Here is a 23,513-nt window from a genome sequence, read left to right as displayed (position 1 = left end):
AGCGTGGGGCTGTCTCGCTGTGTCTTCGTGGGAGTGACCTGCGTAATTTCACGTGAAATTGTGGGTCTATGCGTTTTCTTGAGGCCAGCACCGGTCGCCACGTAGAAGCATCTCCGGTTCCCTACGACCTGACGTACGACGACGTGTTCATGGTGCCGAGCCGCAGCGCGGTCGGTTCGCGGCAGGATGTGGACCTCAGCTCCTCGGACGGCACCGGCACCACGATCCCGCTGGTCGTCGCCAACATGACCGCGATCGCGGGTCGCCGGATGGCCGAGACGATGGCCCGGCGCGGCGGCCTCGTGGTCATCCCGCAGGACATCCCGATCGACGTGGTCACCGAGGTCGTCTCCTGGGTGAAGAGCCGCCATCTCGTCCTCGACACCCCGATCGTGCTGGCCCCGCACCAGACCGTCGCCGACGCGCTGTCCCTGCTGCCGAAGCGGGCGCACAACGCCGGTGTGGTCGTGGACGAGGAGCAGCGGCCGATCGGTGTGGTCACCGACGCGGACCTGTCCGGCGTGGACCGCTTCACGCAGCTCGAGATCGTCATGTCCCGGGACCTGCTGCTGCTCGACGCCGACATGGACCCGCGCGAGGCCTTCAACACCCTCGACCACCACAACCGGCGGTACGCCCCCGCGGTCGACAGCGACGGCCGGCTCGCCGGCATCCTCACCCGCAAGGGCGCCCTGCGCGCCACGCTCTACACGCCGGCCGTCGACGCACAGGGCAGGCTGCGGATAGCCGCCGCCGTCGGAATCAACGGCGATGTCGCGGGCAAGGCCAAGCAGCTGCTCGACGCGGGCATCGACACGCTCGTCATCGACACGGCGCACGGCCACCAGGAGTCGATGATCAGCGCGCTCAGGCTGGTCCGCGCCCTCGACCCGCAGGTCCCGATCGTCGCGGGCAACATCGTGTCCGCGGACGGGGTGAAGGACCTCGTCGAGGCCGGCGCCGACATCATCAAGGTCGGTGTCGGACCGGGTGCGATGTGCACCACCCGCATGATGACCGGGGTCGGCAGGCCGCAGTTCTCCGCGGTCCTGGAGTGCGCCGCCGAGGCGAAGAAGTACGGCAAGCACGTCTGGGCCGACGGCGGTGTCCGGCACCCCCGCGATGTCGCCATGGCGCTGGCCGCCGGTGCGTCCAACGTGATGGTCGGGTCCTGGTTCGCGGGCACGTACGAGTCGCCGGGCGACCTCCAGCAGGACGCCGACGGCCGTCTCTACAAGGAGTCGTTCGGCATGGCGTCCGCGCGGGCCGTGGCCAACCGTACGTCCGACGAGTCGGCCTACGACCGGGCTCGCAAGGCGCTGTTCGAGGAGGGCATCTCCACCTCCCGCATGTTCCTCGACCCCGCCCGCCCGGGCGTCGAGGACCTGATCGACTCGATCATCGCGGGTGTGCGGTCGTCCTGCACCTACGCGGGCGCCGGCTCCCTGGAGGAGTTCGCCGAGAAGTCGGTCGTCGGCATCCAGAGCGCGGCGGGCTATGCGGAGGGAAAGCCGCTGCACGCCAGCTGGAACTGACGTCTCACTCCCTTGTTGTTCGCCCCCGCCGCCCCTACCCGTCCCATCCCTGAGGGCTGCGCCCCCAGACCCCCGCTTCGGCCTGAACGGCCTCGTCCTCAAACGCCGGACGGGCTAAAAGCAGCCTTGAGGAGCGGGGGTCCAGGGGGCAGAGCACCCTGGCGGGACGCAACGCTCGAAAGCCCCCGTGCAACGAACGCCCACGTAGCCATGATGAACGCAATGATCTTGCACGCCCACGCAAGGTTGCTGCATTACAACGGCAACGCTGTTCCTCGTAGGCTGTCGCCTCGTACGTGGCGTGGCAGGGACCCCGCTCGGTGGGTCCCTGCCCGAAGGGGTGCCGCCGGTCCCTGTCGCCCCTGACCGGCAGCGATGAAGGAGCCAGCGCGTGCTCGACCAAGGCGCACCCCCGCACGACCGCAGTCAGACAGTCCCCGCCTCCCCGGGCGTCGGCGCACGCCTGTTGCGTCGCAAGCCCGTGGAACACCTGGTCGCGGAGGGCGGCCAGGGTGAGGGAGGGTCGCTGCGCCGCTCCCTCGGGCTGTGGCAGCTGACCATGATCAGCATCGGTGCCACGCTCGGCACCGGCATCTTCGTCGTGCTCGGCGACGCCGTCCCCGAGGCGGGCCCCGCGGTCACCCTCGCCTTCGTCATCGCCGGTCTCACGGCCCTGTTCTCGGCGCTGTCGTACGCGGAACTCGCGGGCAGCATCCCGGTCGCGGGCTCCTCGTACTCGTATGCGTACGCAACGATGGGTGAACTCGTCGCCTGGGTCTGCGGCTGGTGCCTGGTGCTGGAGTACGGCGTGTCCGTGGCCGCCGTCGCGGTCGGCTGGGGCGAGTACCTCAACGAGCTGCTCGACGGGACGATAGGGGTCACCATCCCGGCGACGCTGTCGTCCGCGCCCGGTGAGGGCGGGATCATCAACCTGCCCGCGCTGATCGTCGTCCTGCTGGCGATGGTGTTCCTGCTCGGCGGCGTCCGGGAGTCCGCCCGCGCCAACACGATCATGGTCGCCGTGAAGATCGCCGCGCTGGTGCTGTTCTGCGCGGTCGGCTTCATGGGCTTCAAGTCCGGCAACTACGAGGACTTCATGCCGCTCGGCATGGCGGGCGTGAGCGCGGCCGGCGCCACGCTCTTCTTCTCCTACATCGGCTTCGACGCCGCCTCCACCGCCGGTGAGGAGGCGAAGAACCCCAAGAAGGACCTGCCGCGGGCGATCATGCTCTCGCTGATCATCGTCACCGCGCTGTACGTGCTCGTCGCGGCCGTCGCCGTCGGCGCCTGGAACTGGACCAAGTTCGAGGGCTCCGAGGCCTCCCTCGCCGCGATCATGAACGACGTCAGCGGCCAGACCTTCTGGGGCACCCTGCTCGCGCTCGGCGCCGTCATCTCCATCGCGAGCGTGGTCCTCACCGTGCTCTACGGCCAGACCCGCATCCTCTTCGCGATGTCCCGCGACGGCCTGGTGCCCAAGGCGCTCGGCAAGGTCCACGCCAAGACGGGCGCGCCCCGCCTCAACACGGTGATCGTGTCGCTGTTCTGCGGTGCGCTCGCCGCCCTGATCCCGCTGGGCAAGCTCGTCGACGCCACCAGCATCGGCACGCTGTTCGCCTTCGCGCTGGTCAACATCGCGGTGATCGTGCTGCGTTACAAGCGACCCGAGCTGGAGCGGACGTTCAGGGTCCCCTTCGGCCCGGTCCTGCCGGTCCTGGGCTTCGGCTTCTGCGCGTACAACATGTTCAGCCTGGACTCCGTGACCTGGGTCGTCTTCGGGTGCTGGATGGCCGCGGGTCTCGTGTTCTACTTCAGTTACGGCTATCGCCGCTCCCGTCTCGCGACGCAGGAAGCGCTCGCAACACCAGAAGTGAAGTGAACCACCCGCAGTGCTGAACGATCTCGACGAACGCATCGTGCACGCCCTCGCCGAGGACGCCCGCCGCTCCTACGCGGACATCGGGCAACTGGTCGGCCTGTCCGCGCCCGCCGTGAAACGGCGCGTGGACCGGCTGCGCGCCACCGGCGCCATCACCGGCTTCACCGTACGGGTGGACCCGTCGGCGCTCGGCTGGGAGACCGAGGGGTTCGTCGAGATCTACTGCCGGCACAACACCTCGCCGGAGACCATCCGGCGGGGCCTGGAGCGCTATCAGGAGGTCGTGGCCGCGTCCACCGTCACCGGTGACGCGGACGCGGTCGTCCAGGTCTTCGCCTCCGACATGCGCCACTTCGAGCGGGTGCTGGAGCGGATCGCGGGCGAGCCGTTCGTGGAGCGGACGAAGTCGGTGCTGGTGCTGTCGCCACTGCTGCGCCGCTTCTCGTCGGGATCGCCCACGTAGTCGGGCCGCCCACCCAATTCCGGCGACGAATGCGCTCGGCCGGTCTAACATCGGTGTCATGACCTGGCGACATTGATCCTCACCAGAGCCTGGCGTCCGACGGCTGACCGCGACGCTGTACGGCTACTCGTTCCTGGACGAATTCGTCCTGCTGTACCCGGTGTACGCGCTGCTGTTCACCGACACCGGCCTGTCGGTCTGGCAGATCTCCTCCCTCTTCGCCCTGTGGTCGATCACCGGCGTCCTGCTGGAGGTCCCTTCCGGTGCTTGGGCCGACGCCGTCTCCCGCCGACTGCTGCTGTGGCTCGGCCCACTGCTGACTGCTGCCGGCTTCGCGCTGTGGGTGATCGTCCCGTCGTACTGGGCCTTCGCGGCCGGCTTCGTCCTGTGGGGCGCCGGTGGAGCGCTCGGCTCCGGTGCGCTGGAGGCCCTGGTCTACGACGAGCTGGACCGGCTCGGCGCGGCCGACCGGTACGCCCGAGTGATGGGCCGGGCGCGGGCGGCCGGGCTGATCGGCGTCATGGCGGCGATGGGGCTCGCCGGGCCGGTGTTCGCGTGGGGCGGTTATCCAGCCGTCGGGACGGCGAGCGTCCTGGCGTGTCTGCTCGCCGCGGCGACCGCGAGCCGGTTCCCGGAGCACCGGACGCCCACGGAGGACGGCGACAACTGGGCCGCGACCCTGCGGGCGGGGCTCGCCGAAGCACGCGCCGACCGTTCGGTGGTCGGGGCGCTGCTGCTCGTCCCGGCCGTCACCGCGGTGTGGAGCGCCCTCGACGAGTACACGGCGCTCCTGGTGCGGGACTTCGGCGTGCCGGACGAGAGGGTTCCGTATCTGCTTCTGCTGATCTGGGCGGGTGCCACGGCCGGGAGCCTGCTCGCCGGTCTCGCCGAACGCCTCGGCACGGCAGGGTTCGCGGGACTCCTCGCGGGCGCCGCGCTCGCCCTCGCCGTCGGTGCCACGGCGTCGTCCGTGGCCGGGCTCGGCCTCGTGGCCCTCGCCTTCGGCGGCTTCCAGCTGGCGACCGTGCTCGCCGACGCCCGCCTCCAGGACCGCATCGACGACAGCCGCCGGGCCACCCTGACCTCGCTCGCCGGTCTCGGCACCGAGCTGGCCACGGTCGCCACGTACGGCGCGTACGCGACGATCGGCGCGACGGCGGCGCACAGCACCGCCTTCGCCGTGTTCGCGGTGCCGTATCTGGTGACGGCGGTCCTGCTGGCGGCCGGGAGAGCGGCGACGCGGTGACGGCGACGGTCACTGCGGGCGACCGTGCGGTGGGGGTCGTGTTACCCCCGGCAACCGTTGCGTTCCCTGTGCGGCATCCCGTAAGTTGCAGGCGCCCGCGTGCTACCGGCGGGTAACACCCGCGGGTAACCCTGAGGAGACCATGCGCCGGCTCATCGGCCGTCCCACCACGGTCCGCGCCCGCATCGTGGCGCTCGCACTCGCCCCGGTGGTCGCACTGATGGCGCTGTGGAGCTTCGCCATGGTGTCGGTCACCGGCGAACTGCGCGCTCTCGCCCGGGTCGAGGGGGTGTACGACGACTTCGGCACCCCCGTCGACACGGCGATCGGACAGATCCAGATCGAACGACGGCTCGCCGCCGCCTACTTGGGCGCCGGCCACCGCACACCGGCCGCCCTGGACCTCATGGAACAGCAGCGCCGCACCGATCAGGCGGTGACCGCGCTGCGCGAGGCGGTCCGGGAAGGGGACCGCGACCGGCTCTCCGACCGGCAGCGGCGGGCCCTCGACACCATGCTCGACACCGTGGACGAACTCGACGGCCTGCGCGAGCGCGTGCTGTCCCGCGAGATCTCCTGGGACCGAGCCGTCACCGAGTACGGCGCCGTCGTGGAGCCCGGGTTCGACGTCCAGTCCACGCTCACCGCGCTGCAGGCCGGGCAGTTGGCGCGGGAGGCGCAGGTCGTCATCGAGCTCGTCCGGGTACGGGAGTTCGTCTCCCGCGAGGACGCCCTTGTCGCCGGTGCGCGGGCGGCCGGCACCCTCACCGACCGCCAGTACGACACGCTCACGGCGACGATCGAGGACCGCCGGGTCTTCCAGCGGACGTATGTGCCCGATCTGCCGTCAGACTCGCGGGCGCTGTTCGAGGAGTTCCGGCGCGGGGAGGCGCACCGGGCGCTGACCGCCGGTGAGGACGCGCTGCTGCGGGCCGGCGCCGACGGGGCGGGGCGCGCCGTCGCGGCCGACTCATGGCGTACGACGACCGACCGTGCGGTCAAGCGGTACATGGAGTTGTGCACCGAGGCGGCGCGGAACTCCGCCGAGCGCGGGCGGGCGTTCGCCTACCGTGAGCTGGCCAAGGCCGCGGTGGTGGGTGTGCTGGGGCTGGCGGCCGTAGGGCTGTCGCTGTGGTTCGCGGTGCGCGGGGCGCGTCGTATCTCGCGTCGGCTGGAGGATCTGCGGGACGCGGCCGACCTGCTCACGACGCGTCAACTCCCGGACGTCATGGAGCGGTTGAGCGCGGGTGACGAGGTGGACGCGCTCGCCGAGGCGCCGCCGCTGGCCGACGGGGAGGCGGGTGCCGACGAGATCGGTCAGGTCGGCCGGTCCTTCAACGCGGCCCGGCTCGCCGCGATCGAGGCGGCCGTGCGGCAAGCCACCCTGCGCCGGGGCCAGTTCTCGGTGCTGCTCACCATCGCCCGGCGCAACCAGGCGCTGGTGCACCGCCAGCTGAAACTCGTCGACACGCTGGAGCGGCGTACGAACGACCCGGACATCCTCGACCAGCTGTTCCGCATGGACCATCTGACCACCCGGATGCGGCGCCACGCGGAGGGCCTGATCATCCTCTCCGGCGCGGCGCCCGGCCGCAGATGGCGGCGTCCGGTGCCGATCGCCGACGTCGTCTCCTCGGCGGTGGGCGAGATCGAGGACTACGCGCGCGTGGAGGTGCCGCCGATGCCGAGGGTCGGCGTTGCGGCCGACGCGGTCGCCGATGTCGTCCATCTCATCGCCGAACTCGTCGAGAACGCCACGGTGTTCTCGCCGCCGCACACCCGGGTGACCATGCGTACCGGGCAGGCCGGTGGCGGCTTCGTCCTGGAGATCGACGACCGGGGGCTCGGTCTCGATCCCGACCAGCTCGACGAGGCCCGGCGCACGCTCACCGACCCGGACGACTTCGACCCGACCCGGCACGACCGGCTGGGCCTGTATGTCGTGGGCCGGCTGGCGGCGCGGCACGGCATCGAGGTCACGCTGTGCGGGTCGCCGTACGGCGGCACGACGGCGGTCGTGCTGCTGCCGGAGGGGGTGCTCGCCGAGGTGGACGGGCGGACGCCGGAGGAGGCGGAGAGCGGGAGGCCGAGGGCGTCCTCGGTGCGGAGCGCGGGGCCGTCCGGGACACCGCCGTCGCGGAAGGGGTGGGAGGAGTCCGGGAGCGGGGCGGCCGTGCTTGCCCTGCGTGGTCGCGACCGGGCCACGCCCGCTCTGCCCACCCGCGTCCGCCAGGCCTCGCTCGCCGAGGGCCTGCGTGACGACGGGCCGTCCGTGGACGCGCCGGTCACCGACGGCCCGCCCGATCGCGACGTCACGCCCGACGAGATGCGAGCCATCTTTGGTGCCTTCCAGCGCGGCACCGACCGCGGACGCAGAGGCCTGCCCGCCGACACCAAGGAAGGGACGGACGCCGACGATGCGCCCTGACCAGAACTCCGTTCCAGAACGCACCGGCACCGACCTCGGCTGGCTCCTCGACGACCTTGTCGCCCGGACCGATCACGTCCGCCAGGCCGTACTCCTCACCGCCGATGGCCTCCCGCTGAGCATGTCGGAGGGCATGGCGGCCCGGGACATCGAGCACCTCGCCGCCGTCTGTTCCGGCTTCCACGGCCTCGCCCGCTCGGCGGGGGAGCGGTTCGCCGCGGGAAGGGTGCGGCAGACGATGGTGATGCTCGACGACGCCTACCTCTTCATCACCCCGGCCGGCGACGGCACCCGGCTCGCCGTGCTGAGCGGGCCACAGACCGACGTCGGACAGCTCGCCCATGAGATGGCCCTGCTCGTCCGCCGCGTCGGCCGGCATCTGGCCACCGGCGCACGGTCGGCCGCCGCCGATCCGGCAGATCCCTGATCCGCCCGTGACCGACGACGAGCACTGGTACGAGGACGAGACCGGGGCGATGGTGCGCCCCTACACCGTCACGCACGGACGCACCCGGCCCTCGGACCACATCGACATGTTGTCGCAGGTCACGGCTTTGCGGCCGGACGGCGGACCGCCGGGCGTCGACCACGCGCGCGCCTCTCTGCTCGCCCTGGCGCACCGCGGCCCCCGCCCGGTCGTCGAGCTCGCCGCGGACGCCGACCTGCCGCTGACCGTCGTACGCGTACTGCTCGGGGATCTGGCCGCGGCCGGACTCGTACGCATCGACGAACCGCGGCGGACGGGGCCGGACGGTCCTGCCGCCGACCCCGAGCTGCTGCGGGTGATCGTCGCGCGGCTGCGCGAGATCTAGAAGCGCGGCTGCCAGGGCACGACCCTGAAGTCGCCCGTGCCCTTCTTCACCCGCTCGAACGGCGCCGAGCTCACGCACTTGGGCAGGTCCTTCGGACCCAGGTCCTCGGTCGTCGCCCAGCTGTAGCCGACCCGGTCGGTGCCGCCGGTGTCGTGGACGGTGATGCCCACCCGGGTGCCCTTCGCGCCGTCGAGGTCGGTGTCCGTGACGACTCCGGACACGACGGCCACCTTGCCGCCGGTGACCAGGCAGTCGACCTTCGCCTTCGCCCAGGCACCTTTCCCGTCGATGTAGTGGCTCCACTCGAAGGTGCCGGTCGCCTTCATCGGGTCGTCGGTGTCCTTCGCCGCCAGATGCGCGTCGAAGCTGAAGGTGATGTCGTCCCCGGCGACGCGGTAGAGCTTCGCGGTGCCGGTGAGCGCGGCGGCCTCGCGTCGCTTGTCAGCGTCGTCACCGGCAGTGGCCGATCCCGCCGCCCCGGCGGTGAGCAGCAGCGCGGCGCCGAGTACGGCGGTCTTCGTACGGCGGTTCATGGCGGTCCTTTCCGCAGGTCAACCGGACGCCCACCACTCTCGCCGGGCGGCGCCCGCGCCACATCGCGCCAGGGGCGGCACCCCGCCTCCGCCGTCCGGCGGGGACACCACGGCGATCTGCGCCTTCGGAGGTACGGCACCTCCGCCCGAGGTCGCGCAACGAATCGACGCCGCAGCCGGAACGGACGCAACAATCCGCTCACCGACGCGCAACGGCTCCTCCTTGTCCGCCCGAGCCGGCCGCCCGTACCGTCTACGTGGCCCCCACAACCACCCTTCCGTCCGGTGAGGATCACGCATGCGTACCGCCCTGCTCCAGAGCTCCGGCCGCCCCGGCTCCGTCGTCGAGAACCTCAAGGTCCTCGACGAGGCCGCGGGCAGGGCGGCGGACGCCGGTGCCGGGCTGCTGGTCGCGCCGGAGATGTTCCTGACCGGGTATGCCATCGGCGACGACATCGCCCGCCTCGCCGAACCCGCGGACGGCGACTGGGCCGACGCCGTCGCCGAGACCGCGACACGGAACGGCCTCGCGATCGCCTACGGCTACCCCGAGCGCTCCGGCGAGACCGTCTACAACTCCGCCCAGCTGATCGCCGCCGACGGCACCCGGCTCGCGAACTACCGCAAGACCCACCTCTTCGGCTGCTTCGAGCGCGACCACTTCACCCCGGGGGAGCAGCCGGTCGTCCAGGCCGAGCTGAACGGCCTCCGCGTCGGCCTCATGATCTGCTACGACGTCGAGTTCCCGGAGAACGTCCGCGCCCACGCCCTCGCCGGCACCGACCTCCTCCTGGTGCCGACCGCGCAGATGCACCCGTTCCAGTTCGTCGCCGAGTCCGTCGTGCCAGTGCGGGCCTTCGAGAACCAGATGTACGTCGCGTACGTCAACCGGGCCGGGCAGGAGGGGGAGTTCGAGTTCGTCGGGCTCTCCACGCTGGCCGGACCCGACGGGATCGCCCGCACCCGCGCAGGCCGCGGCGAGGAGCTGCTCCTCGCCGACGTCGACCCGGCCTTCCTCGCCGCCTCCCGCGAGGCCAACCCGTATCTGCGGGACCGCCGCCCCGGCCTCTACGGGTCCCTGGTCTGAAATCCCCTGATCTTCCCCCAGTTCTTTTCGCGCAAGGAGTCCGTACCCCATGACGTCCACGGTGCCCAACGCCGTCCAGCACGCCGACGCGCAGCAGCCGCCGATCACCATGTTCGGTCCGGACTTCCCGTACGCGTACGACGACTTCCTCGCCCACCCGGCGGGCCTCGGCCAGATACCCGCGACCGAGCACGGCACCGAGGTCGCGGTCATCGGCGGCGGGCTGTCCGGCATCGTGGCCGCCTACGAGCTGATGAAGATGGGCCTCAAGCCCGTGGTCTACGAGGCCGACCAGATCGGCGGTCGGCTGCGGACCGTCGGCTTCGACGGCTGCGACCCTTCCCTCACCGCCGAGATGGGCGCGATGCGCTTCCCGCCGTCCTCCACGGCGCTCCAGCACTACATCGACCTGGTGGGTCTGGAGACCCGGTCCTTCCCCAACCCCCTTGCGGAGACGACGCCTTCGACGGTCGTCGACCTCAAGGGCGAGTCGCACTACGCCGAGACGGTCGACGACCTGCCGCAGGTCTACCGGGACGTCGCCGACGCCTGGAACAGGTGCCTGGAGGAGGGCGCCGACTTCTCCGACATGAACCGGGCCCTGCGCGAGCGCGACGTGCCGCGTATCCGGGAGATCTGGGCGAAGCTCGTCGAGAAGCTCGACAACCAGACCTTCTACGGCTTCCTCTGCGACTCCGAGGCCTTCAGGTCCTTCCGGCACCGCGAGATCTTCGGCCAGGTCGGCTTCGGCACCGGTGGCTGGGACACCGACTTCCCCAACTCGATCCTGGAGATCCTCCGCGTCGTCTACACCGAGGCCGACGACCACCACCGCGGCATCGTGGGCGGCTCGCAGCAGCTGCCGCTCAGGCTCTGGGAGCGCGAGCCGGAGAAGATCCTGCACTGGGCGTACGGCACCTCGCTGAAGTCCCTGCACGACAACGGCGAACCGCGCCCCGCCGTGACCCGCCTGCACCGCACCGCCGGCAACCACATCACCGTCACCGACGCGAACGGCGACATCCGTACCTTCAAGGCGGCCGTCTTCACCGCCCAGTCCTGGATGCTGCTCTCCAAGATCGCCTGCGACGACTCGCTCTTCCCGATCGACCACTGGACGGCGATCGAGCGCACCCACTACATGGAGTCCAGCAAGCTTTTCGTCCCCGTCGACCGGCCGTTCTGGCTGGACAAGGACGAGGAGACCGGCCGGGACGTCATGTCGATGACCCTCACCGACCGGATGACCCGCGGTACCTACCTGCTGGACGACGGTCCGGACAAGCCGGCCGTCATCTGTCTGTCGTACACCTGGTGCGACGACAGCCTGAAGTGGCTGCCGCTGTCCGCGAACGAGCGGATGGAGGTCATGCTGAAGTCGCTGGGCGAGATCTATCCGAAGGTCGACATCAGGAAGCACATCATCGGCAACCCGGTGACGGTGTCCTGGGAGAACGAGCCCTACTTCATGGGCGCGTTCAAGGCCAACCTGCCCGGTCACTACCGCTACCAGCGGCGCCTGTTCACGCACTTCATGCAGGACCGGCTGCCCGAGGACAAGCGGGGCATCTTCCTGGCCGGCGACGACATCTCCTGGACGGCGGGCTGGGCCGAGGGCGCGATCCAGACCGCGCTGAACGCGGTGTGGGGCGTCATGCACCACTTCGGCGGGGCGACCGACGCGACCAACCCCGGCCCGGGCGACGTGTACGACGAGATCGCGCCGGTGGAGCTTCCGGAGGACTGACCCCGGTCAGTCGGGGAGCGGGGTGAGCAGCATCCGCCCCGCGAACCCCACCACCGCGTCCAGCCGCTCGGTGAACTCCTCGGCGACATCGGGGAGTTCACGCAGCGCCCACAGGGCCCGGGCCGTCGACCAGGTGGCGTCCCGGGCCCGCTCCAGGCTCCACGAGCCGAGCAGATGGGTGAGCGGGTCGGCGATCTGGAGGAGGTCGGGGCCCGGCATCAGATCTTCGCGGATGCGCTCCTCCAGCGAGACGAGGAGATCACCCACGCGGTCGAACTCGTCCTCCAGCTCGGCGGGTTCGCAGCCGAGCGTACGACAAGCGTCCACGACCGCGAGCGCGAGATCGTGGCCGACATGCGCATTGATGCCCGCCAGCGCGAACTGCAGCGGACGTACCCCGGGATGGTGGCGGTACTGGAACAGGGGCCGCCAGCAGGCCGGCGGGCGCCCCCCGTCGGCGACCGCGTCCACGGCCGCCAAGTACCGCTCCGCGAACCGCACATCCAGCATGATCGCGGCCCGGGCGTCGGGGAACCGGCCAGCGTCGATACGCCGCTCGACGGCCTCCGTGACGGTGAGGTAGACGCGGTTGAACACGGCGAGCCCGTCCCGCGGGGGCAGGGTCGCGTCGAGGGCGCGCATGCGGGAGACGACCGTGTCGACGGGTGTGGTGATCTGTTCCAATTGCGCCATGCACGCAGGGTCCCAGTCCTAGGCTGGCCGGGGTACCGGCGGGACCGACGCTTCGCCGGAATGGGGTAACGCGCCCGTCGCGCAGGGGGAGAACGTCGCGCAGGGTGAGACCAAGGGGGGAGCTGGACTGTGTCAGGCTCACGTGCCCGCCGCCTGGCCGCACGCAGGGCCGAGCGCAGAAGCGCCGCCCGGCGCGGCGCCATGGTCGTGGCGGCCTCCGTCGTGGTCGCCGTCGGCACGGTGACCGGCATGATGTCCGCGCTCGACGACGGACGCGGCCCCGACGAGGCCCGGCCCGAGGTGACCAGCTCACCACGCCTGGAACCGCTGCCCGCGGTCCCGTCGGCGTCCCCGTCGACGAAGGCGTCCGCTTCCCTGACCTCTTCTCCCTCTCCCTCGAAGAAGGGGGAGGAAGGGAGCGCGACCCCCTCACCCACGAAGACGGAGCCGAAGCAGCAGACCGCCGCCGCGTCCACACGGCTCTACCGCCACCCCGAGTCCCAGGTGCTCGACTGGGTCCGCGCCCACCCCGGCGACCCGCGCCACGCGGTCATCGAGTCCCGTATCGCCGATCATCCGGCGGCCGTGTGGTTCGCCGACTACACACCGGCCACCATCACCGCCCGGGTCCGCGCGGTCACCTCCGGCGGCGCGGCGCAGGGCCGGGCGCCGGTGATCGTGCCGTACGCCATCCCGGACCGCGACTGCGGCGGGTACTCGGACGGCGGTGCGCCCGACCTCGGGGCGTACGACGCCTGGATCGACGCCTTCGCGGCGGGACTGGGCTCCGGTGACGTCGTCGTGATCCTGGAGCCCGACTCGATCGCCCAGTCCGACTGTCTCTCCGCCGGTGCCCGCGCCGACCGCTTCGCCTCGCTGGCTCGCGCGGGCCGCGTCCTCAAGTCCGCGAACCCCAAGGCGCGCGTCTACTTCGACGCGGGCCACTCCGGCTGGAACCCGGCGGCCAAGCAAGCGGCGCTGCTGAAGCAGGCGGGCGCCTCCTCGGCCGCCTCCTCCGACGGCATCTTCAGCAACGTCTCCAACTTCCACCGCACGGCGGACGAGATCGCCTACGACCGACAGGTCCTCGACGCCCTCGACGGCCCCGCCTCCCTCGGCGCCGTCATCGACACCAGCCGCAACGGCAACGGAGCCCCGGCCGACGGCCAGTGGTGCGACCCGGCCGGCCGGAAGATCGGCCGGACACCCACCCTGAACACCGGCGAGGCGCGCATCGACGGCTATCTGTGGGTCAAGCTGCCGGGGGAGTCGGACGGCTGCAAGGGCACGCCGGGCACGTTCAGTCCGTCGTACGCCTACGACCTGGCCTCGTCGTAGCAGGCGGTTCCGCCATCTCTGTACATGAAGACTGTCCGAACATGAAGACTGTCCGATCCATTGCCTCGTGTCCCTGCTGGTCCTACGCTCACCCAGTCCTGCTCATGAACATCGTTCACATCCGTGATCGGAGGCTCAATGAGTGCAAGGAAACGCCTGAGCGTCCTGCCGGCCCTGGCGGCCGTACTCGCCGCTGGGATCGTCCCGGCGACCGCCGCCGCGGACACGGCTCCCAAGGCCCCGAAGACGGCCGTCCTCGACGGCACCCGGCTCCAGCAGACCAAGATCCGGCTCGACCGCGGCGACCCTCAACTCCGCCGCGCCCTCCGGGACTTGACCACCCGCGCCGACCGTTGGCTGGACAAGGGCCCCTGGACGGTCGTCGACAAGCCCAAGCCCGCGCCCGGCGGTGACGTCCACGACTACCTGAGCCAGGCGCCCTACTGGTGGCCCACCAAGCCCCCCACCGCCGACAACCCCTGGGGCTGCCCCTACGTCCAGCGCGACGGCGAGCGCAACCCCGAGGTGGACAGCGGCACCGACCGCCAGGACGTCGAGAAGGTCTTCGACTCGACGTACGACCTCACGCTCGCCTGGTACTACACGGGCCGGCAGCGGTACGCCGAGAAGGCCGGACGCATTCTGCGCACCTGGTTCCTCGACCCGGCCACACGGATGAACCCGAACCTGAACCACGCGCAGTTCATCCCCTGCAAGTACGACGGCCGCGCGATCGGCATCATCGACTTCTCGCAGTCCTACACCGCCGTCGTCGACGCGCTGGCCATCCTCCGCACCGGCGCCCCCGGCTGGACGAAGGCCGACCGCACGCGGATGGACCGCTGGAACGCCGACTTCCTCGACTGGCTGAAGAACAGCGACTTCGGCAAGCAGGAGGCCGCCGCGACCAACAACCACGGCACGTTCTACGACATGCAGCTCGCCGCCCTCGCGCACGCGACCGGCGACAGGGAACTGGCCCGCAGGACAGTCCGCGAGGCGGGCTCACGGCGTATCGATCCGCAGATCGCGGCCGACGGCAGCCAGCCGCAGGAGCTGACCCGCACCCGCAGCTGGCACTACTCGACCTTCGACCTGGTCGCCTACACCCGGCTCGCGGCCATCGGCCGGAACCTGGGCGTGAACCTGTGGGCCCATCAAGGTCCGGACGGCCAGAGCCTGTTCAAGGCGGTGCGGTATCTGCTGCCGGCCGCGACCGGCGCCGGGGCGTGGCCGCATCCGGAGCTGGAGTTCCACCGGTACGCGGCGACCGACGTCGTACACGCGGCGGCCGACGCGGGCGACGTCCGGGCGCGGCAGGCCGTGCCGCTGCTGGAGGCGCCGCCCGGCGGTGACCTGTGGGCGCTGCGCCCGGCGGCCGAGCAACTGGACTCGATCGCGGGCTGACGACCGTCTCAGGGCCGAGGGTCGACAACCGCCGTGTCCGGCGCGCTGACCTTCGGCCGGTCGCGGTCGCCCGCGCGCAGCACGCTCGCGAAGGCGACGATCCCGCCGGACAGTACGGTCACGAGCCCGAACGACACCACCAGGCTGGTCGCCTGGGCCAGCGTGCCGATCGCGCTCGGCGCGATCAGGCCCGAGGTGTACGTGATCGTCGCGACGCCCGCTATGGCCAGGCTGGGGTTGGACCCGCTGCGGCCCGCCGCGGCGAAGCACAGCGGGACGACCACGGCGATGCCCAGGCCCATCAGCGCGAAGCCGCTCATCGCCACCGCCGGATGATCCGAGACGACGATCAGCAGCCCGCCGAGGACAGCGAGGACGCCGCTCGTGCGCACCGTGCGCACCGAGCCGTACCGGTCCACCACCTTGTCCCCGGCGATCCGCGCGATCGCCATGGTGAGCGTGAAGCCCGTCGTGCAGGCCGCCGCCAGACCGGCCGAGGCCTCCAGTTGGTCACGCAGATAGACCGCCGACCAGTCCAGGCTCGCGCCCTCCGCGAACACCGCGCAGAACCCGATCGCGCCGATGAGCAGCGCCGACCTGGGCGGCAGGGCGAAGCGGGGCGGCGGTTCCTCGTCCTCGGCGGGCTGGAGGTCGAGCACCCAGGAGCAGGCGACCACGCCGAGTACCGTCAGGACGGCCGCCGCCAGCGCGTGGTGCAGCCGGGCGTCCGCGCCGAGGTGCGCGGCGAGCGTGCCGCCCGCCGAGCCGATCAGGGCGCCCGCGCTCCACATGCCGTGCAGGCCGGACATGATCGACCGGCCCAGGCGGTTCTCCACCTCGACGCCGAGCGCGTTCATCGCCACGTCCGACATGCCCGCCGTGGCGCCGTACGTGAACAGGGCCAGGCAGAGCGTCAGCAGGTTCGGGGCGAGGGCGGGCAGGACCAGTGAGAGCGTCCACAGTGCGATCAGGCCGCGCAGGGCGGTCCGGGCGCCGAAGCGGTGGCTGATCCGGCCCGCGAGCGGCATCGCGACGGAGGCGCCGAGCGCCGGGAAGGCGAGGGCGAGCCCCAACTGGCCCGCGCTCACCCCGGCATGGTCCTGGATCCAGGGCACCCGGGTCGCGAAGGAGCCGGTGACGGCGCCGTGCACGGCGAAGACGGCGGCCACGGCATACCGGGCCCGCCTCACCTCACGAAGGTCGTACACCACTGCACTCATTCTCCGGCCCCTCCCTGGCTCTTGGTCCCACTCGCGCCGCGTAAACTATCAGGAACCCTGCCTGATAGATAGCGGATTACCGGTCGCCCGATCTGGAAGGATCCCGGCATGCCCGCATCCCCGAGTACCGCCCGAGCCATCAACGACCGGCTCGCCCTGCGTCTGCTCCAGCAGGAGGGCCCCTTGACGGCGGGGCAGCTGAAGCAGCTGACCGGCCTGTCCCGGCCGACCGTCGCCGACCTCGTCGAACGCCTCGCCGCCGCCGGACTGATCGAGGTCGTGGGGGAGTCGGGCGAGCAGCGGCGCGGGCCGAACGCGAAGGTGTACGGGATCGTCGCCGACCGGGCCCATCTGGCCGCGCTCGACGTCCGCACCGAGGGCGTCTCCGTCGTCGTCTCCGACCTGCTCGGCAGGGTGCTCGCCGAGGCGTCCGTGCCGATCGGCGACGACACCGGCACGGGACCGGCGGTGGAGCAGGCGGTGACCCTGGTCGAGTGCGCGGTGAAAGAGGCCGGGACGCTGGCGGCGCCTCCACGCGCGCCCGCCCAGGAGTGGGGGCGGCTGCACACCGTGGGGATCGGCGCGCCCGGCCTGATCGACCCGGCCGACGGTGAACTCCGGGACTCCTCGGGTCTGCCGGAGTGGCATCGCCGACTGGTGGCCGTCCTTCAGGAACGCTTCCCGGACGCCCGCGTCAACGTCGAGAACGAGACCAACCTCGCCGCCCTGGCCGAGATGCGCGACGGCGCCGCCCGGGACCGCGACACCTTCGTCCTGCTCTGGCTCGGCATGGGCATCGGCGCCGCCGTCGTCCTGGACGGCCGCCTCCGCCGCGGCGCCTCCGGCGGCACCGGCGAACTCGGCTTCCTGCCGGTACCGGGCACCACCGGCCTGCCCTCGGCGACCGACTGCGAGGGCGGCTTCCACTCCCTGGCCGGCGCGGCGGCCATCGCGACGCTGGCGGCGGAGCACGGGGTCACGGCATCCGGCGCGGCCGACGAGCCGCATGCGGTGCGGCTGGTCCGGGCGGCGGTGGGGCGGGTGACGGCAGCGGCTGGGGAAGACCTGGTCGGTGCCGGCGGGCGTGATGGTGAGGGGAGCGCCGATCGCACCGGAGGTGCCGACCACGCGACCGCCGACGTCGAGGCAGCCCACCGCTTCCTCGACGCCCTCGCCGACCGCGTGGTCCTCGGCGTCGCCGCCGTCGTCTCCGTACTGGACCCCGGTTGTGTCGTGCTGGCGGGCGAGGTCGGCCGGGCGGGTGGGGATGAGCTGGCGGCTCGGGTGCACCGGCGGCTCGCCCGGATGTCACCGCTGCCCACGGAGGTACGCGCCAGCAGCCTGGGCGGCGGCGCGGTGCTGCGTGGAGCACTGCTGACCGCTCGCGACGGGGCTCAGGAGGAACTGTTCGCGCGGGGAGAGCGGTAACCGACGCACAGGGTGCTCAGGGCCGTCGCCCCGCTCCGAACCGAGCCGCGAGGTACTCCTCGAACGGCCCCTTGCCCACGGCCAGTTCCGGCGTGAGGTGTCCGCCCGCGCGGAACGCCCGGTACGCCTTGCCCGCCAGCGGCACGTTCAGGATCCGCCGCTTCCGCCCGGTCGCCGCCAGATACGCGCGGGCCAGCGATTCCAAGGACCGCACCTCCGGTCCTCCCATGTCCTGGACGCGCCCGGCGGGAGCGCCCGCGGCCAGCTCGGCGAGCCGGTTCGCGACCTCGGCGACCTCGATCGGCTGATCGGAGACACCGGCCGGCAGCAGCATCACGGGCGGCTTGGCCAGCGCCCCGAACACCTGCGCCAGCAGGTCGTGGAACTGGGTCGTACGCAGCACCGTCCAGCCCAGCCCTGAGTCCCCGACGAGCCTCTCCACGGCGAGCTTGGACTTGTAGTAGCCGAACGGCACCCGGTCCACTCCGACGATCGAGATGTAGACCAGATGTCCCACGCCCGCCCGGTGCGCGGCCGCGATGAGACGCTCCGCCGCCTGCTCGTCGCCGCCGCGCGGGCTGGAGGCGCAGTGCACGATCGTGTCCACACCGGCGACGGCCGCGTCCAGTCCGATGCCGCCCTCGCGCAGATCGACGGCGTACGGCCGGCTGTGCCTGCTGAGCACCCGCACCTCGTGCCCGTCCGCGCGCAGCCGCTCGGTGACGCTTCGGCCGAGTGTTCCGGTACCGCCGGTCACGAGGATCGTGGTCATGCTGCTTCAGTCCCTTCCGCGCCGGGCGCTCTCGCCGAGCCGACGTCGTGCGAACTCCAGCTTCTCGGGGTTCACCACCGCCCGCATCCCTGGACGCGATGGTCATGACGTCACCCTGCCAGAGGGCACACGGGCGGGGGATGGGAGGGCCCGACGGCGGGCAAGGGCCGTCGTCACCGCCGCCGGGCCGGTCTGCTCGGGATGAGACCTTGTCAAAGGACCCTAGAAAGGACTAGACCACAACGTCAATAGGTATGGACCAATCTCAAGGCCGCCGTCCGGGGCGGGAGTTGGGCCCGCCACGACCCGCCCGGGAAGTCCAGTCACGCCGCCTGTGAGCCACTCCACACCCTTCACCCGTATGGACCTCGATCAGGCGTGGCACACTGGCTCTGTACCAGAAGCAGCGCACTCCGGGGTCGGTGAAAGTCCGAACCGGCGGTTACAGTCCGCGACCCGATCGCCTCCAGCGATCGGTTGACCAGGTGAAATTCCTGGACCGACGGTTAAAGTCCGGATGGGAGGCAGTGCGCGGCGGGCGGGCATTCGTGCGCGCCGCCGATCTTGCTCGTTCCCTCGGGGACGGGTCCGTCCGGCGTCGCCCCCCAGTGCCGCAGTCCGTACATTCTGTCGTCATCGACAGCCCCGGAGTCCGTGCCCGAAGAGGCAGGAGGACCCGGGAAGTGTTCACCGGAATCGTCGAAGAGCTGGGCGAGATCACCGCCGTCGAGAATCTCGGCGACGCCTCCCGTTTCCGGCTGCGCGGCCCCGTCGTCACCGAGGGCGCGAAGCACGGCGACTCCATCGCCGTGAACGGTGTCTGTCTCACCGTCGTCGACCACGAAGGCGACGAGTTCACCGCCGACGTCATGGCCGAGACACTGAACCGCTCCAGCCTGGGTGTCCTCGCCGTGGGCTCCCGCGTCAACCTCGAACGCCCCACCGCGGTCGGCGCGCGCCTCGGCGGCCACATCGTGCAGGGCCATGTCGACGGCACCGGCGAGGTCCTGGAGCGCAAGCCGTCCGACAACTGGGAGATCGTGAAGATCTCCCTCCCCGCGGGCCTCACGCGCTATGTCGTCGAGAAGGGCTCCATCACCGTCGACGGCATCAGCCTCACCGTCGTCGACGCGGGCCCCGACCACTTCTCCGTCAGCCTGATCCCCACCACCCTCGCCCTGACCACGCTCGGCCTCAAGCAGCCCGGCGACCCGGTCAACCTCGAGGTCGACGTCATCGCCAAGTACGTCGAGCGGCTGCTCGCGGCGGGCCGAGGGGCGGACCGGTGAACTGGCTGAACGCCGAGGCGTTCGTCCTCTTCGACCAGCACATCATCTGGTCGGACATGGTCGGCAACATCTTCGGTCTGATCGCCCTCGCCCTGGGCTGGCGGCGCTCCCTGTGGACCTGGCCGGTGCAGTTCGCCGCCGGCCTCATCCTCTTCGGCGCCTTCTTCGGCCATCTGACGGGCAGCGCCGGCAAGCAGGCGGTCGTCATGGCCGTCGCGCTGTACGGCTGGTGGCAGTGGCAGCGCGGCAAGGACCGCGCGGCCGACGGCCACATCTCCGTCCGGTTCGCCACCTGGCGCGAGCGCGCGGCGATGATCGCCGCCGCCGCGGCGGGCACGGTCGCGGTGGCCCTGCTCTTCAAGGCATACCCGACCCTGTCCTGGGACCCTTGGCCGGACGCGTACATCTTCGTCGGCACCGTCGTCGCGATGTACGCCCAGGCCCGCGGCATGGTCGAGTTCTGGTTCGCGTGGCTGCTCGTCGACCTGGTCGGCGTGCCGCTCAACTTCGCCAACGGCTACGCCTTCTCCGGCTTCGTCTACGTCATCTACGGCGCGCTCGTCCTGTGGGGCATGCGCGACTGGTGGCTGCGCTCCCGCGAGGACGCGCGGCCCGTTCTGGAAGGAGCGCCGGCATGAGTGCGGCACCCGTCCTGTACAGCACCGACAACATCGAGGACTGGTCGCTCGACCCGATCGAGCAGGCCATCGCCGACATCGCCGCCGGCCGCCCGGTCGTGGTCGTCGACGACGAGGACCGGGAGAACGAGGGCGACCTCGTCATCGCCGCCGAGATGGCGACCCCCGAGATCGTCGCCTTCATGATGAGCGAGTGCCGTGGCCTGATCTGCGCCCCCATGGAGGGCGGTGAGCTGGACCGGCTGCGGCTGCCGCAGATGGTCGACGACAACACCGAGTCCATGAAGACCGCGTTCACCGTCTCCGTGGACGCCTCCGCCGCGCACGGCGTGACCACCGGCATCTCCGCCGCCGACCGCGCCGCCACCCTGCAACTCCTCGCGGGCGGCGAAGCCCAGGCCGACGACTTCGTCCGCCCCGGCCACATCTTCCCGCTGCGCGCCCGGCCCGGCGGCGTGCTGGTGCGCGACGGCCACACCGAGGCCGCCGTCGACCTCGCCCGCCTCGCGGGGCTGCGCCCGGCCGGCGCCATCGTCGAGATCGCGGGAGAGGACGGCCGTATGCTCCGCCTCCCCGAACTGATCCCGTTCGCCCGCAAGCACGGCCTGACGATCATCTCCATCGAGGATCTGATCGCCTACCGCCGCACCTCGGAGCCCACCGTCCGCCGCGAGGCCGAGACCCAACTCCCCACCGCCTTCGGCGACTTCACGGCGTACGGCTACCGCTCCACCGTCGACGGCGTCGAACATGTCGCCCTGGTGCACGGCGACATCGGCGACGGCGAGGACGTCCTCGTCCGCGTCCACTCCGAATGCCTCACCGGCGACATCTTCCACTCCCTGCGCTGCGACTGCGGCCCCCAACTGAGCGCCTCCCTGGAGCGCATCCAGGCCGAGGGCAGGGGAGTGGTGGTGTACCTGCGCGGCCACGAGGGCCGCGGCATCGGGCTGCTGTCCAAACTGCGGGCGTACGAGCTTCAGGAGCGCGGCCGCGACACGCTCGACGCCAACCTGGAACTCGGCCTGCCCGCCGACGCCCGGGACTACGGCGCCGGTGCCCAGATCCTCGAGGACCTCGGCGTCCGCAGCGTGCGCCTGATGACCAACAACCCGGACAAGACCGACGCGCTCGTCCGGCACGGCCTCAAGGTCAACGGCCGCGAGCCGATGCCCGTACAGGCGGGCGAGCACAACCTCCGCTACCTGCGCACCAAGCGGGACCGGATGGGGCACGACCTGCCCTGGCTGGACACGCCGGTCGTGTCCACGTGCGGCAACCAGTAAGAACAGAACCGAGGAGAGACGTGAGCGGCAAGGGTGCACCGGAACTGTCCGTACGCAACGTCGGGGACCTGCGGGTCGCCGTCATCGCGGCACAGTGGCACGAGAAGGTGATGGACGGCCTGGTGGACGGTGCCCTGCGCGCCCTGCACGACCTCGGCATCGACGAGCCGACCCTCCTGAGGGTCCCCGGCAGCTGGGAACTCCCGGTCGTCGCCAAGGTCCTCGCGGGCCGCGGTTACGACGCGATCGTCGCCCTCGGTGTCGTCATCCGCGGCGGCACCCCCCACTTCGAGTACGTCTGCCAGGGCGTCACCCAGGGCCTCACCCAGGTCTCCGTCGACACCGGCGTCCCCATCGGCTTCGGCGTGCTGACCTGCGACACCGACGAACAGGCCCTCGACCGGGCCGGGCTGCCCGGCTCCAACGAGGACAAGGGACACGAGGCGGTGACGGCCGCGGTGGCGACGGCGGCGACCCTCCGCTCAGTATCCGAGCCGTGGCGTTAGGTCGGTCGACCAAACGCGTAAAGTGGGCGCCACCATGTCCAAGAAGACGTTCGAGGAGCTCTTCGCCGAGCTCCAGCAGAAGGCCGCCACCGGCGACCCCGCCACTTCCCGCACCGCAGAACTGGTCGGGAAGGGCGTCCATGCCATCGGCAAGAAGGTCGTCGAAGAGGCCGCCGAGGTCTGGATGGCCGCCGAGTACGAGGGCAAGGAGGCGGCCGCCGAGGAGATCTCGCAGCTGCTCTACCACGTTCAGGTGATGATGGTCGCCCGCGGCATCTCCCTGGACGACGTCTACGCCCACCTGTGAATCCCGTCCCCCGCACCACCCTTCAAGCAAAGGAAGCCGACCTCATGCTGCGCATCGCCGTCCCCAACAAGGGTTCACTGTCCGGCCCTGCGGCGGAGATGCTGCATGAGGCCGGCTACCAGCAGCGCCGCGAGTCCAAGGAACTGCGGATCGTCGACCCGCACAACGAGGTCGAGTTCTTCTACCTCCGCCCCCGCGACATCGCCATCTACGTCTCCTCCGGCCGCCTCGACATCGGCATCACCGGTCGCGACCTGCTCATCGACTCCGGCGCCAACGCCGAGGAGATCCTCCCGCTCGGTTTCGCCCGCTCCACCTTCCGCTACGCCACCAAGCCGGGCACGGCCAAGGGCGTCGAGGACCTGGACGGCATGACGGTCGCGACGTCCTACGAGGGCATCGTCGCCAAGCACCTCGCCGACCACGGCATCGACGCCTCCGTCGTCCACCTCGACGGCGCCGTCGAGACCGCCATCGAACTCGGTGTCGCCGAGGTCATCGCGGACGTCGTCGAGACCGGCACCTCCCTGCGCAACGCGGGCCTCGAGGTCATCGGCGAGCCCATCATGAAGTCCGAGGCCGTCGTGATCCGCCGCACCGGCGAGAACGGCGAGGAGCCCAAGGTGCAGCAGTTCCTGCGCCGCCTCCAGGGCGTCCTGGTCGCCCGGACGTACGTGATGATGGACTACGACTGCCGCGTCGAGCAGCTGGAGAAGGCCGTCGCGCTCACGCCCGGCCTGGAGTCCCCGACCGTGTCCCCGCTGCACAACGAGGGCTGGGTCGCCGTCCGTGCGATGGTCCCCGCCAAGGAAGCCCAGCGGATCATGGACGACCTGTACGACATCGGCGCCCGGGCCATCCTGACCACGGCCATCCACGCCTGCCGCCTCTGAGAGGCA

Annotated in this window: 22 protein-coding genes and 1 riboswitch; of the genes, 18 read left to right on the top strand and 4 right to left on the bottom strand. The window is 71.2% G+C overall.

Annotated elements, in window-relative coordinates:
• Positions 1-68: 68 nt before the first annotated feature.
• The 7 genes from ACTWQO_RS23595 to ACTWQO_RS23565 all read left to right on the top strand — a co-directional run bounded on the left by ACTWQO_RS23595 (position 69) and on the right by ACTWQO_RS23565 (position 8,363).
• A complete protein-coding gene (locus ACTWQO_RS23595; protein ID WP_443239327.1) occupies positions 69-1,535 on the top strand; it encodes a GuaB1 family IMP dehydrogenase-related protein in 1,467 nt (488 codons plus the stop codon).
• A 391-nt stretch (positions 1,536-1,926) separates the two neighbouring features.
• Positions 1,927-3,414 (top strand): amino acid permease, encoded by a 1,488-nt coding sequence (locus ACTWQO_RS23590; protein ID WP_443239326.1) that lies wholly within the window; start codon positions 1,927-1,929, stop codon positions 3,412-3,414.
• Positions 3,415-3,424: 10 nt separating this feature from the next.
• A complete protein-coding gene (locus ACTWQO_RS23585; protein WP_062713983.1) occupies positions 3,425-3,877 on the top strand; it encodes an Lrp/AsnC family transcriptional regulator in 453 nt (150 codons plus the stop codon).
• Positions 3,878-3,980: 103 nt separating this feature from the next.
• Positions 3,981-5,123: an MFS transporter gene (locus ACTWQO_RS23580; protein WP_443239357.1), complete on the top strand. Its 1,143-nt coding sequence runs from the start codon at positions 3,981-3,983 to the stop codon at positions 5,121-5,123.
• A 142-nt stretch (positions 5,124-5,265) separates the two neighbouring features.
• Positions 5,266-7,551 carry a nitrate- and nitrite sensing domain-containing protein gene (locus ACTWQO_RS23575; RefSeq protein ID WP_443239325.1) on the top strand — a complete coding sequence of 762 codons (2,286 nt, stop codon included), beginning with the start codon at positions 5,266-5,268 and terminating at the stop codon, positions 7,549-7,551.
• Entirely contained in the window at positions 7,541-7,978 is a 438-nt protein-coding gene (locus ACTWQO_RS23570) for a roadblock/LC7 domain-containing protein (RefSeq protein ID WP_443239324.1), read from the top strand. The genes ACTWQO_RS23575 and ACTWQO_RS23570 overlap by 11 nt, the downstream gene beginning before the upstream one ends.
• Before the next feature lie 7 nt (positions 7,979-7,985).
• Positions 7,986-8,363 (top strand): DUF742 domain-containing protein, encoded by a 378-nt coding sequence (locus ACTWQO_RS23565; protein WP_443239323.1) that lies wholly within the window; start codon positions 7,986-7,988, stop codon positions 8,361-8,363.
• On the opposite strand, the gene ACTWQO_RS23560 is transcribed toward ACTWQO_RS23565, so the two are convergent.
• The gene (locus tag ACTWQO_RS23560) at positions 8,360-8,896 is read right to left on the bottom strand and encodes a Repetin (protein WP_443239322.1); all 537 of its coding nucleotides are present in this window, start codon (positions 8,894-8,896) and stop codon (positions 8,360-8,362) included. The two genes, ACTWQO_RS23565 and ACTWQO_RS23560, sit on opposite strands and share 4 nt — an antisense overlap.
• Before the next feature lie 298 nt (positions 8,897-9,194).
• Here ACTWQO_RS23560 and ACTWQO_RS23555 point away from each other — a divergent pair, with 298 nt between their 5' ends.
• Positions 9,195-9,983 (top strand): carbon-nitrogen hydrolase family protein, encoded by a 789-nt coding sequence (locus ACTWQO_RS23555; protein WP_443239321.1) that lies wholly within the window; start codon positions 9,195-9,197, stop codon positions 9,981-9,983.
• Between the two features lie 49 nt (positions 9,984-10,032).
• On the top strand, positions 10,033-11,730 hold the full coding sequence (locus tag ACTWQO_RS23550; RefSeq protein ID WP_443239320.1) for a flavin monoamine oxidase family protein: 1,698 nt from the start codon (positions 10,033-10,035) through the stop codon (positions 11,728-11,730).
• Between the two features lie 6 nt (positions 11,731-11,736).
• On the opposite strand, the gene ACTWQO_RS23545 is transcribed toward ACTWQO_RS23550, so the two are convergent.
• Positions 11,737-12,423, bottom strand: coding sequence for a DUF5995 family protein (locus tag ACTWQO_RS23545; RefSeq protein WP_443239319.1), 687 nt, complete (start codon positions 12,421-12,423; stop codon positions 11,737-11,739).
• Between the two features lie 201 nt (positions 12,424-12,624).
• Here ACTWQO_RS23545 and ACTWQO_RS23540 point away from each other — a divergent pair, with 201 nt between their 5' ends.
• A complete protein-coding gene (locus ACTWQO_RS23540) occupies positions 12,625-13,761 on the top strand; it encodes a glycoside hydrolase family 6 protein (protein ID WP_443239356.1) in 1,137 nt (378 codons plus the stop codon).
• A 138-nt stretch (positions 13,762-13,899) separates the two neighbouring features.
• Positions 13,900-15,168 (top strand): alginate lyase family protein, encoded by a 1,269-nt coding sequence (locus ACTWQO_RS23535; protein WP_443239318.1) that lies wholly within the window; start codon positions 13,900-13,902, stop codon positions 15,166-15,168.
• Between the two features lie 8 nt (positions 15,169-15,176).
• Here the strand turns inward: ACTWQO_RS23535 and ACTWQO_RS23530 are convergent, their stop codons facing one another.
• Positions 15,177-16,388, bottom strand: a complete 1,212-nt coding sequence (locus tag ACTWQO_RS23530) for an MFS transporter (RefSeq protein WP_443239317.1) — start codon at positions 16,386-16,388, stop codon at positions 15,177-15,179.
• A 108-nt stretch (positions 16,389-16,496) separates the two neighbouring features.
• Here ACTWQO_RS23530 and ACTWQO_RS23525 point away from each other — a divergent pair, with 108 nt between their 5' ends.
• Positions 16,497-17,816 (top strand): ROK family transcriptional regulator, encoded by a 1,320-nt coding sequence (locus tag ACTWQO_RS23525; RefSeq protein ID WP_443239316.1) that lies wholly within the window; start codon positions 16,497-16,499, stop codon positions 17,814-17,816.
• A gap of 16 nt (positions 17,817-17,832) precedes the next feature.
• Here the strand turns inward: ACTWQO_RS23525 and ACTWQO_RS23520 are convergent, their stop codons facing one another.
• Positions 17,833-18,588: an SDR family oxidoreductase gene (locus ACTWQO_RS23520; RefSeq protein ID WP_443239315.1), complete on the bottom strand. Its 756-nt coding sequence runs from the start codon at positions 18,586-18,588 to the stop codon at positions 17,833-17,835.
• A gap of 404 nt (positions 18,589-18,992) precedes the next feature.
• A riboswitch (FMN riboswitch) is annotated at positions 18,993-19,123 on the top strand.
• A gap of 148 nt (positions 19,124-19,271) precedes the next feature.
• Here ACTWQO_RS23520 and ACTWQO_RS23515 point away from each other — a divergent pair.
• Genes ACTWQO_RS23515 through hisG form a run of 6 tightly spaced genes read left to right on the top strand, consistent with a single transcriptional unit; the run spans position 19,272 to position 23,507 of the window.
• On the top strand, positions 19,272-19,877 hold the full coding sequence (locus tag ACTWQO_RS23515; protein WP_443239314.1) for a riboflavin synthase: 606 nt from the start codon (positions 19,272-19,274) through the stop codon (positions 19,875-19,877).
• A complete protein-coding gene (locus ACTWQO_RS23510) occupies positions 19,874-20,515 on the top strand; it encodes a nicotinamide mononucleotide transporter family protein (protein WP_443239313.1) in 642 nt (213 codons plus the stop codon). The genes ACTWQO_RS23515 and ACTWQO_RS23510 overlap by 4 nt, the downstream gene beginning before the upstream one ends.
• Complete coding sequence (locus ACTWQO_RS23505; RefSeq protein ID WP_443239312.1) at positions 20,512-21,801, top strand: bifunctional 3,4-dihydroxy-2-butanone-4-phosphate synthase/GTP cyclohydrolase II; 1,290 nt, start codon at positions 20,512-20,514, stop codon at positions 21,799-21,801. Before ACTWQO_RS23510 ends, ACTWQO_RS23505 begins: the two co-directional genes overlap by 4 nt.
• A gap of 20 nt (positions 21,802-21,821) precedes the next feature.
• Positions 21,822-22,307 carry a 6,7-dimethyl-8-ribityllumazine synthase gene (gene ribH, locus ACTWQO_RS23500; RefSeq protein ID WP_362947672.1) on the top strand — a complete coding sequence of 162 codons (486 nt, stop codon included), beginning with the start codon at positions 21,822-21,824 and terminating at the stop codon, positions 22,305-22,307.
• A 34-nt stretch (positions 22,308-22,341) separates the two neighbouring features.
• On the top strand, positions 22,342-22,614 hold the full coding sequence (locus ACTWQO_RS23495) for a phosphoribosyl-ATP diphosphatase (protein WP_055636932.1): 273 nt from the start codon (positions 22,342-22,344) through the stop codon (positions 22,612-22,614).
• 44 nt (positions 22,615-22,658) lie between these two features.
• On the top strand, positions 22,659-23,507 hold the full coding sequence (hisG, locus tag ACTWQO_RS23490) for an ATP phosphoribosyltransferase (protein WP_443239311.1): 849 nt from the start codon (positions 22,659-22,661) through the stop codon (positions 23,505-23,507).
• The last annotated feature ends 6 nt before the right edge of the window (positions 23,508-23,513 follow it).

The organism is Streptomyces sp. 4N124 (genome assembly GCF_052245395.1).
Lineage (GTDB): Bacteria > Actinomycetota > Actinomycetes > Streptomycetales > Streptomycetaceae > Streptomyces.
Note: the sequence above shows the minus strand (reverse complement) of the source record. Positions and strands in the feature narration are given on the sequence as shown.

Excerpts from the sequence above, each read along its gene's own strand:
- ACTWQO_RS23545 (WP_443239319.1), bottom strand. The coding sequence starts at position 12,423 with ATGGCGCAATTGGAACAGATCACCACACCCGTCGACACGGTCGTCTCC.
- ACTWQO_RS23575 (WP_443239325.1), top strand. The coding sequence starts at position 5,266 with ATGCGCCGGCTCATCGGCCGTCCCACCACGGTCCGCGCCCGCATCGTG.
- ACTWQO_RS23595 (WP_443239327.1), top strand. The coding sequence starts at position 69 with ATGCGTTTTCTTGAGGCCAGCACCGGTCGCCACGTAGAAGCATCTCCG.
- ACTWQO_RS23570 (WP_443239324.1), top strand. The coding sequence starts at position 7,541 with ATGCGCCCTGACCAGAACTCCGTTCCAGAACGCACCGGCACCGACCTC.
- ACTWQO_RS23495 (WP_055636932.1), top strand. The coding sequence starts at position 22,342 with ATGTCCAAGAAGACGTTCGAGGAGCTCTTCGCCGAGCTCCAGCAGAAG.
- ACTWQO_RS23505 (WP_443239312.1), top strand. The coding sequence starts at position 20,512 with ATGAGTGCGGCACCCGTCCTGTACAGCACCGACAACATCGAGGACTGG.
- ACTWQO_RS23520 (WP_443239315.1), bottom strand. The coding sequence starts at position 18,588 with ATGACCACGATCCTCGTGACCGGCGGTACCGGAACACTCGGCCGAAGC.
- ACTWQO_RS23525 (WP_443239316.1), top strand. The coding sequence starts at position 16,497 with ATGCCCGCATCCCCGAGTACCGCCCGAGCCATCAACGACCGGCTCGCC.
- ACTWQO_RS23560 (WP_443239322.1), bottom strand. The coding sequence starts at position 8,896 with ATGAACCGCCGTACGAAGACCGCCGTACTCGGCGCCGCGCTGCTGCTC.
- hisG (WP_443239311.1), top strand. The coding sequence starts at position 22,659 with ATGCTGCGCATCGCCGTCCCCAACAAGGGTTCACTGTCCGGCCCTGCG.
- ACTWQO_RS23540 (WP_443239356.1), top strand. The coding sequence starts at position 12,625 with ATGGTCGTGGCGGCCTCCGTCGTGGTCGCCGTCGGCACGGTGACCGGC.
- ACTWQO_RS23530 (WP_443239317.1), bottom strand. The coding sequence starts at position 16,388 with ATGAGTGCAGTGGTGTACGACCTTCGTGAGGTGAGGCGGGCCCGGTAT.
- ACTWQO_RS23555 (WP_443239321.1), top strand. The coding sequence starts at position 9,195 with ATGCGTACCGCCCTGCTCCAGAGCTCCGGCCGCCCCGGCTCCGTCGTC.
- ACTWQO_RS23550 (WP_443239320.1), top strand. The coding sequence starts at position 10,033 with ATGACGTCCACGGTGCCCAACGCCGTCCAGCACGCCGACGCGCAGCAG.
- ACTWQO_RS23535 (WP_443239318.1), top strand. The coding sequence starts at position 13,900 with ATGAGTGCAAGGAAACGCCTGAGCGTCCTGCCGGCCCTGGCGGCCGTA.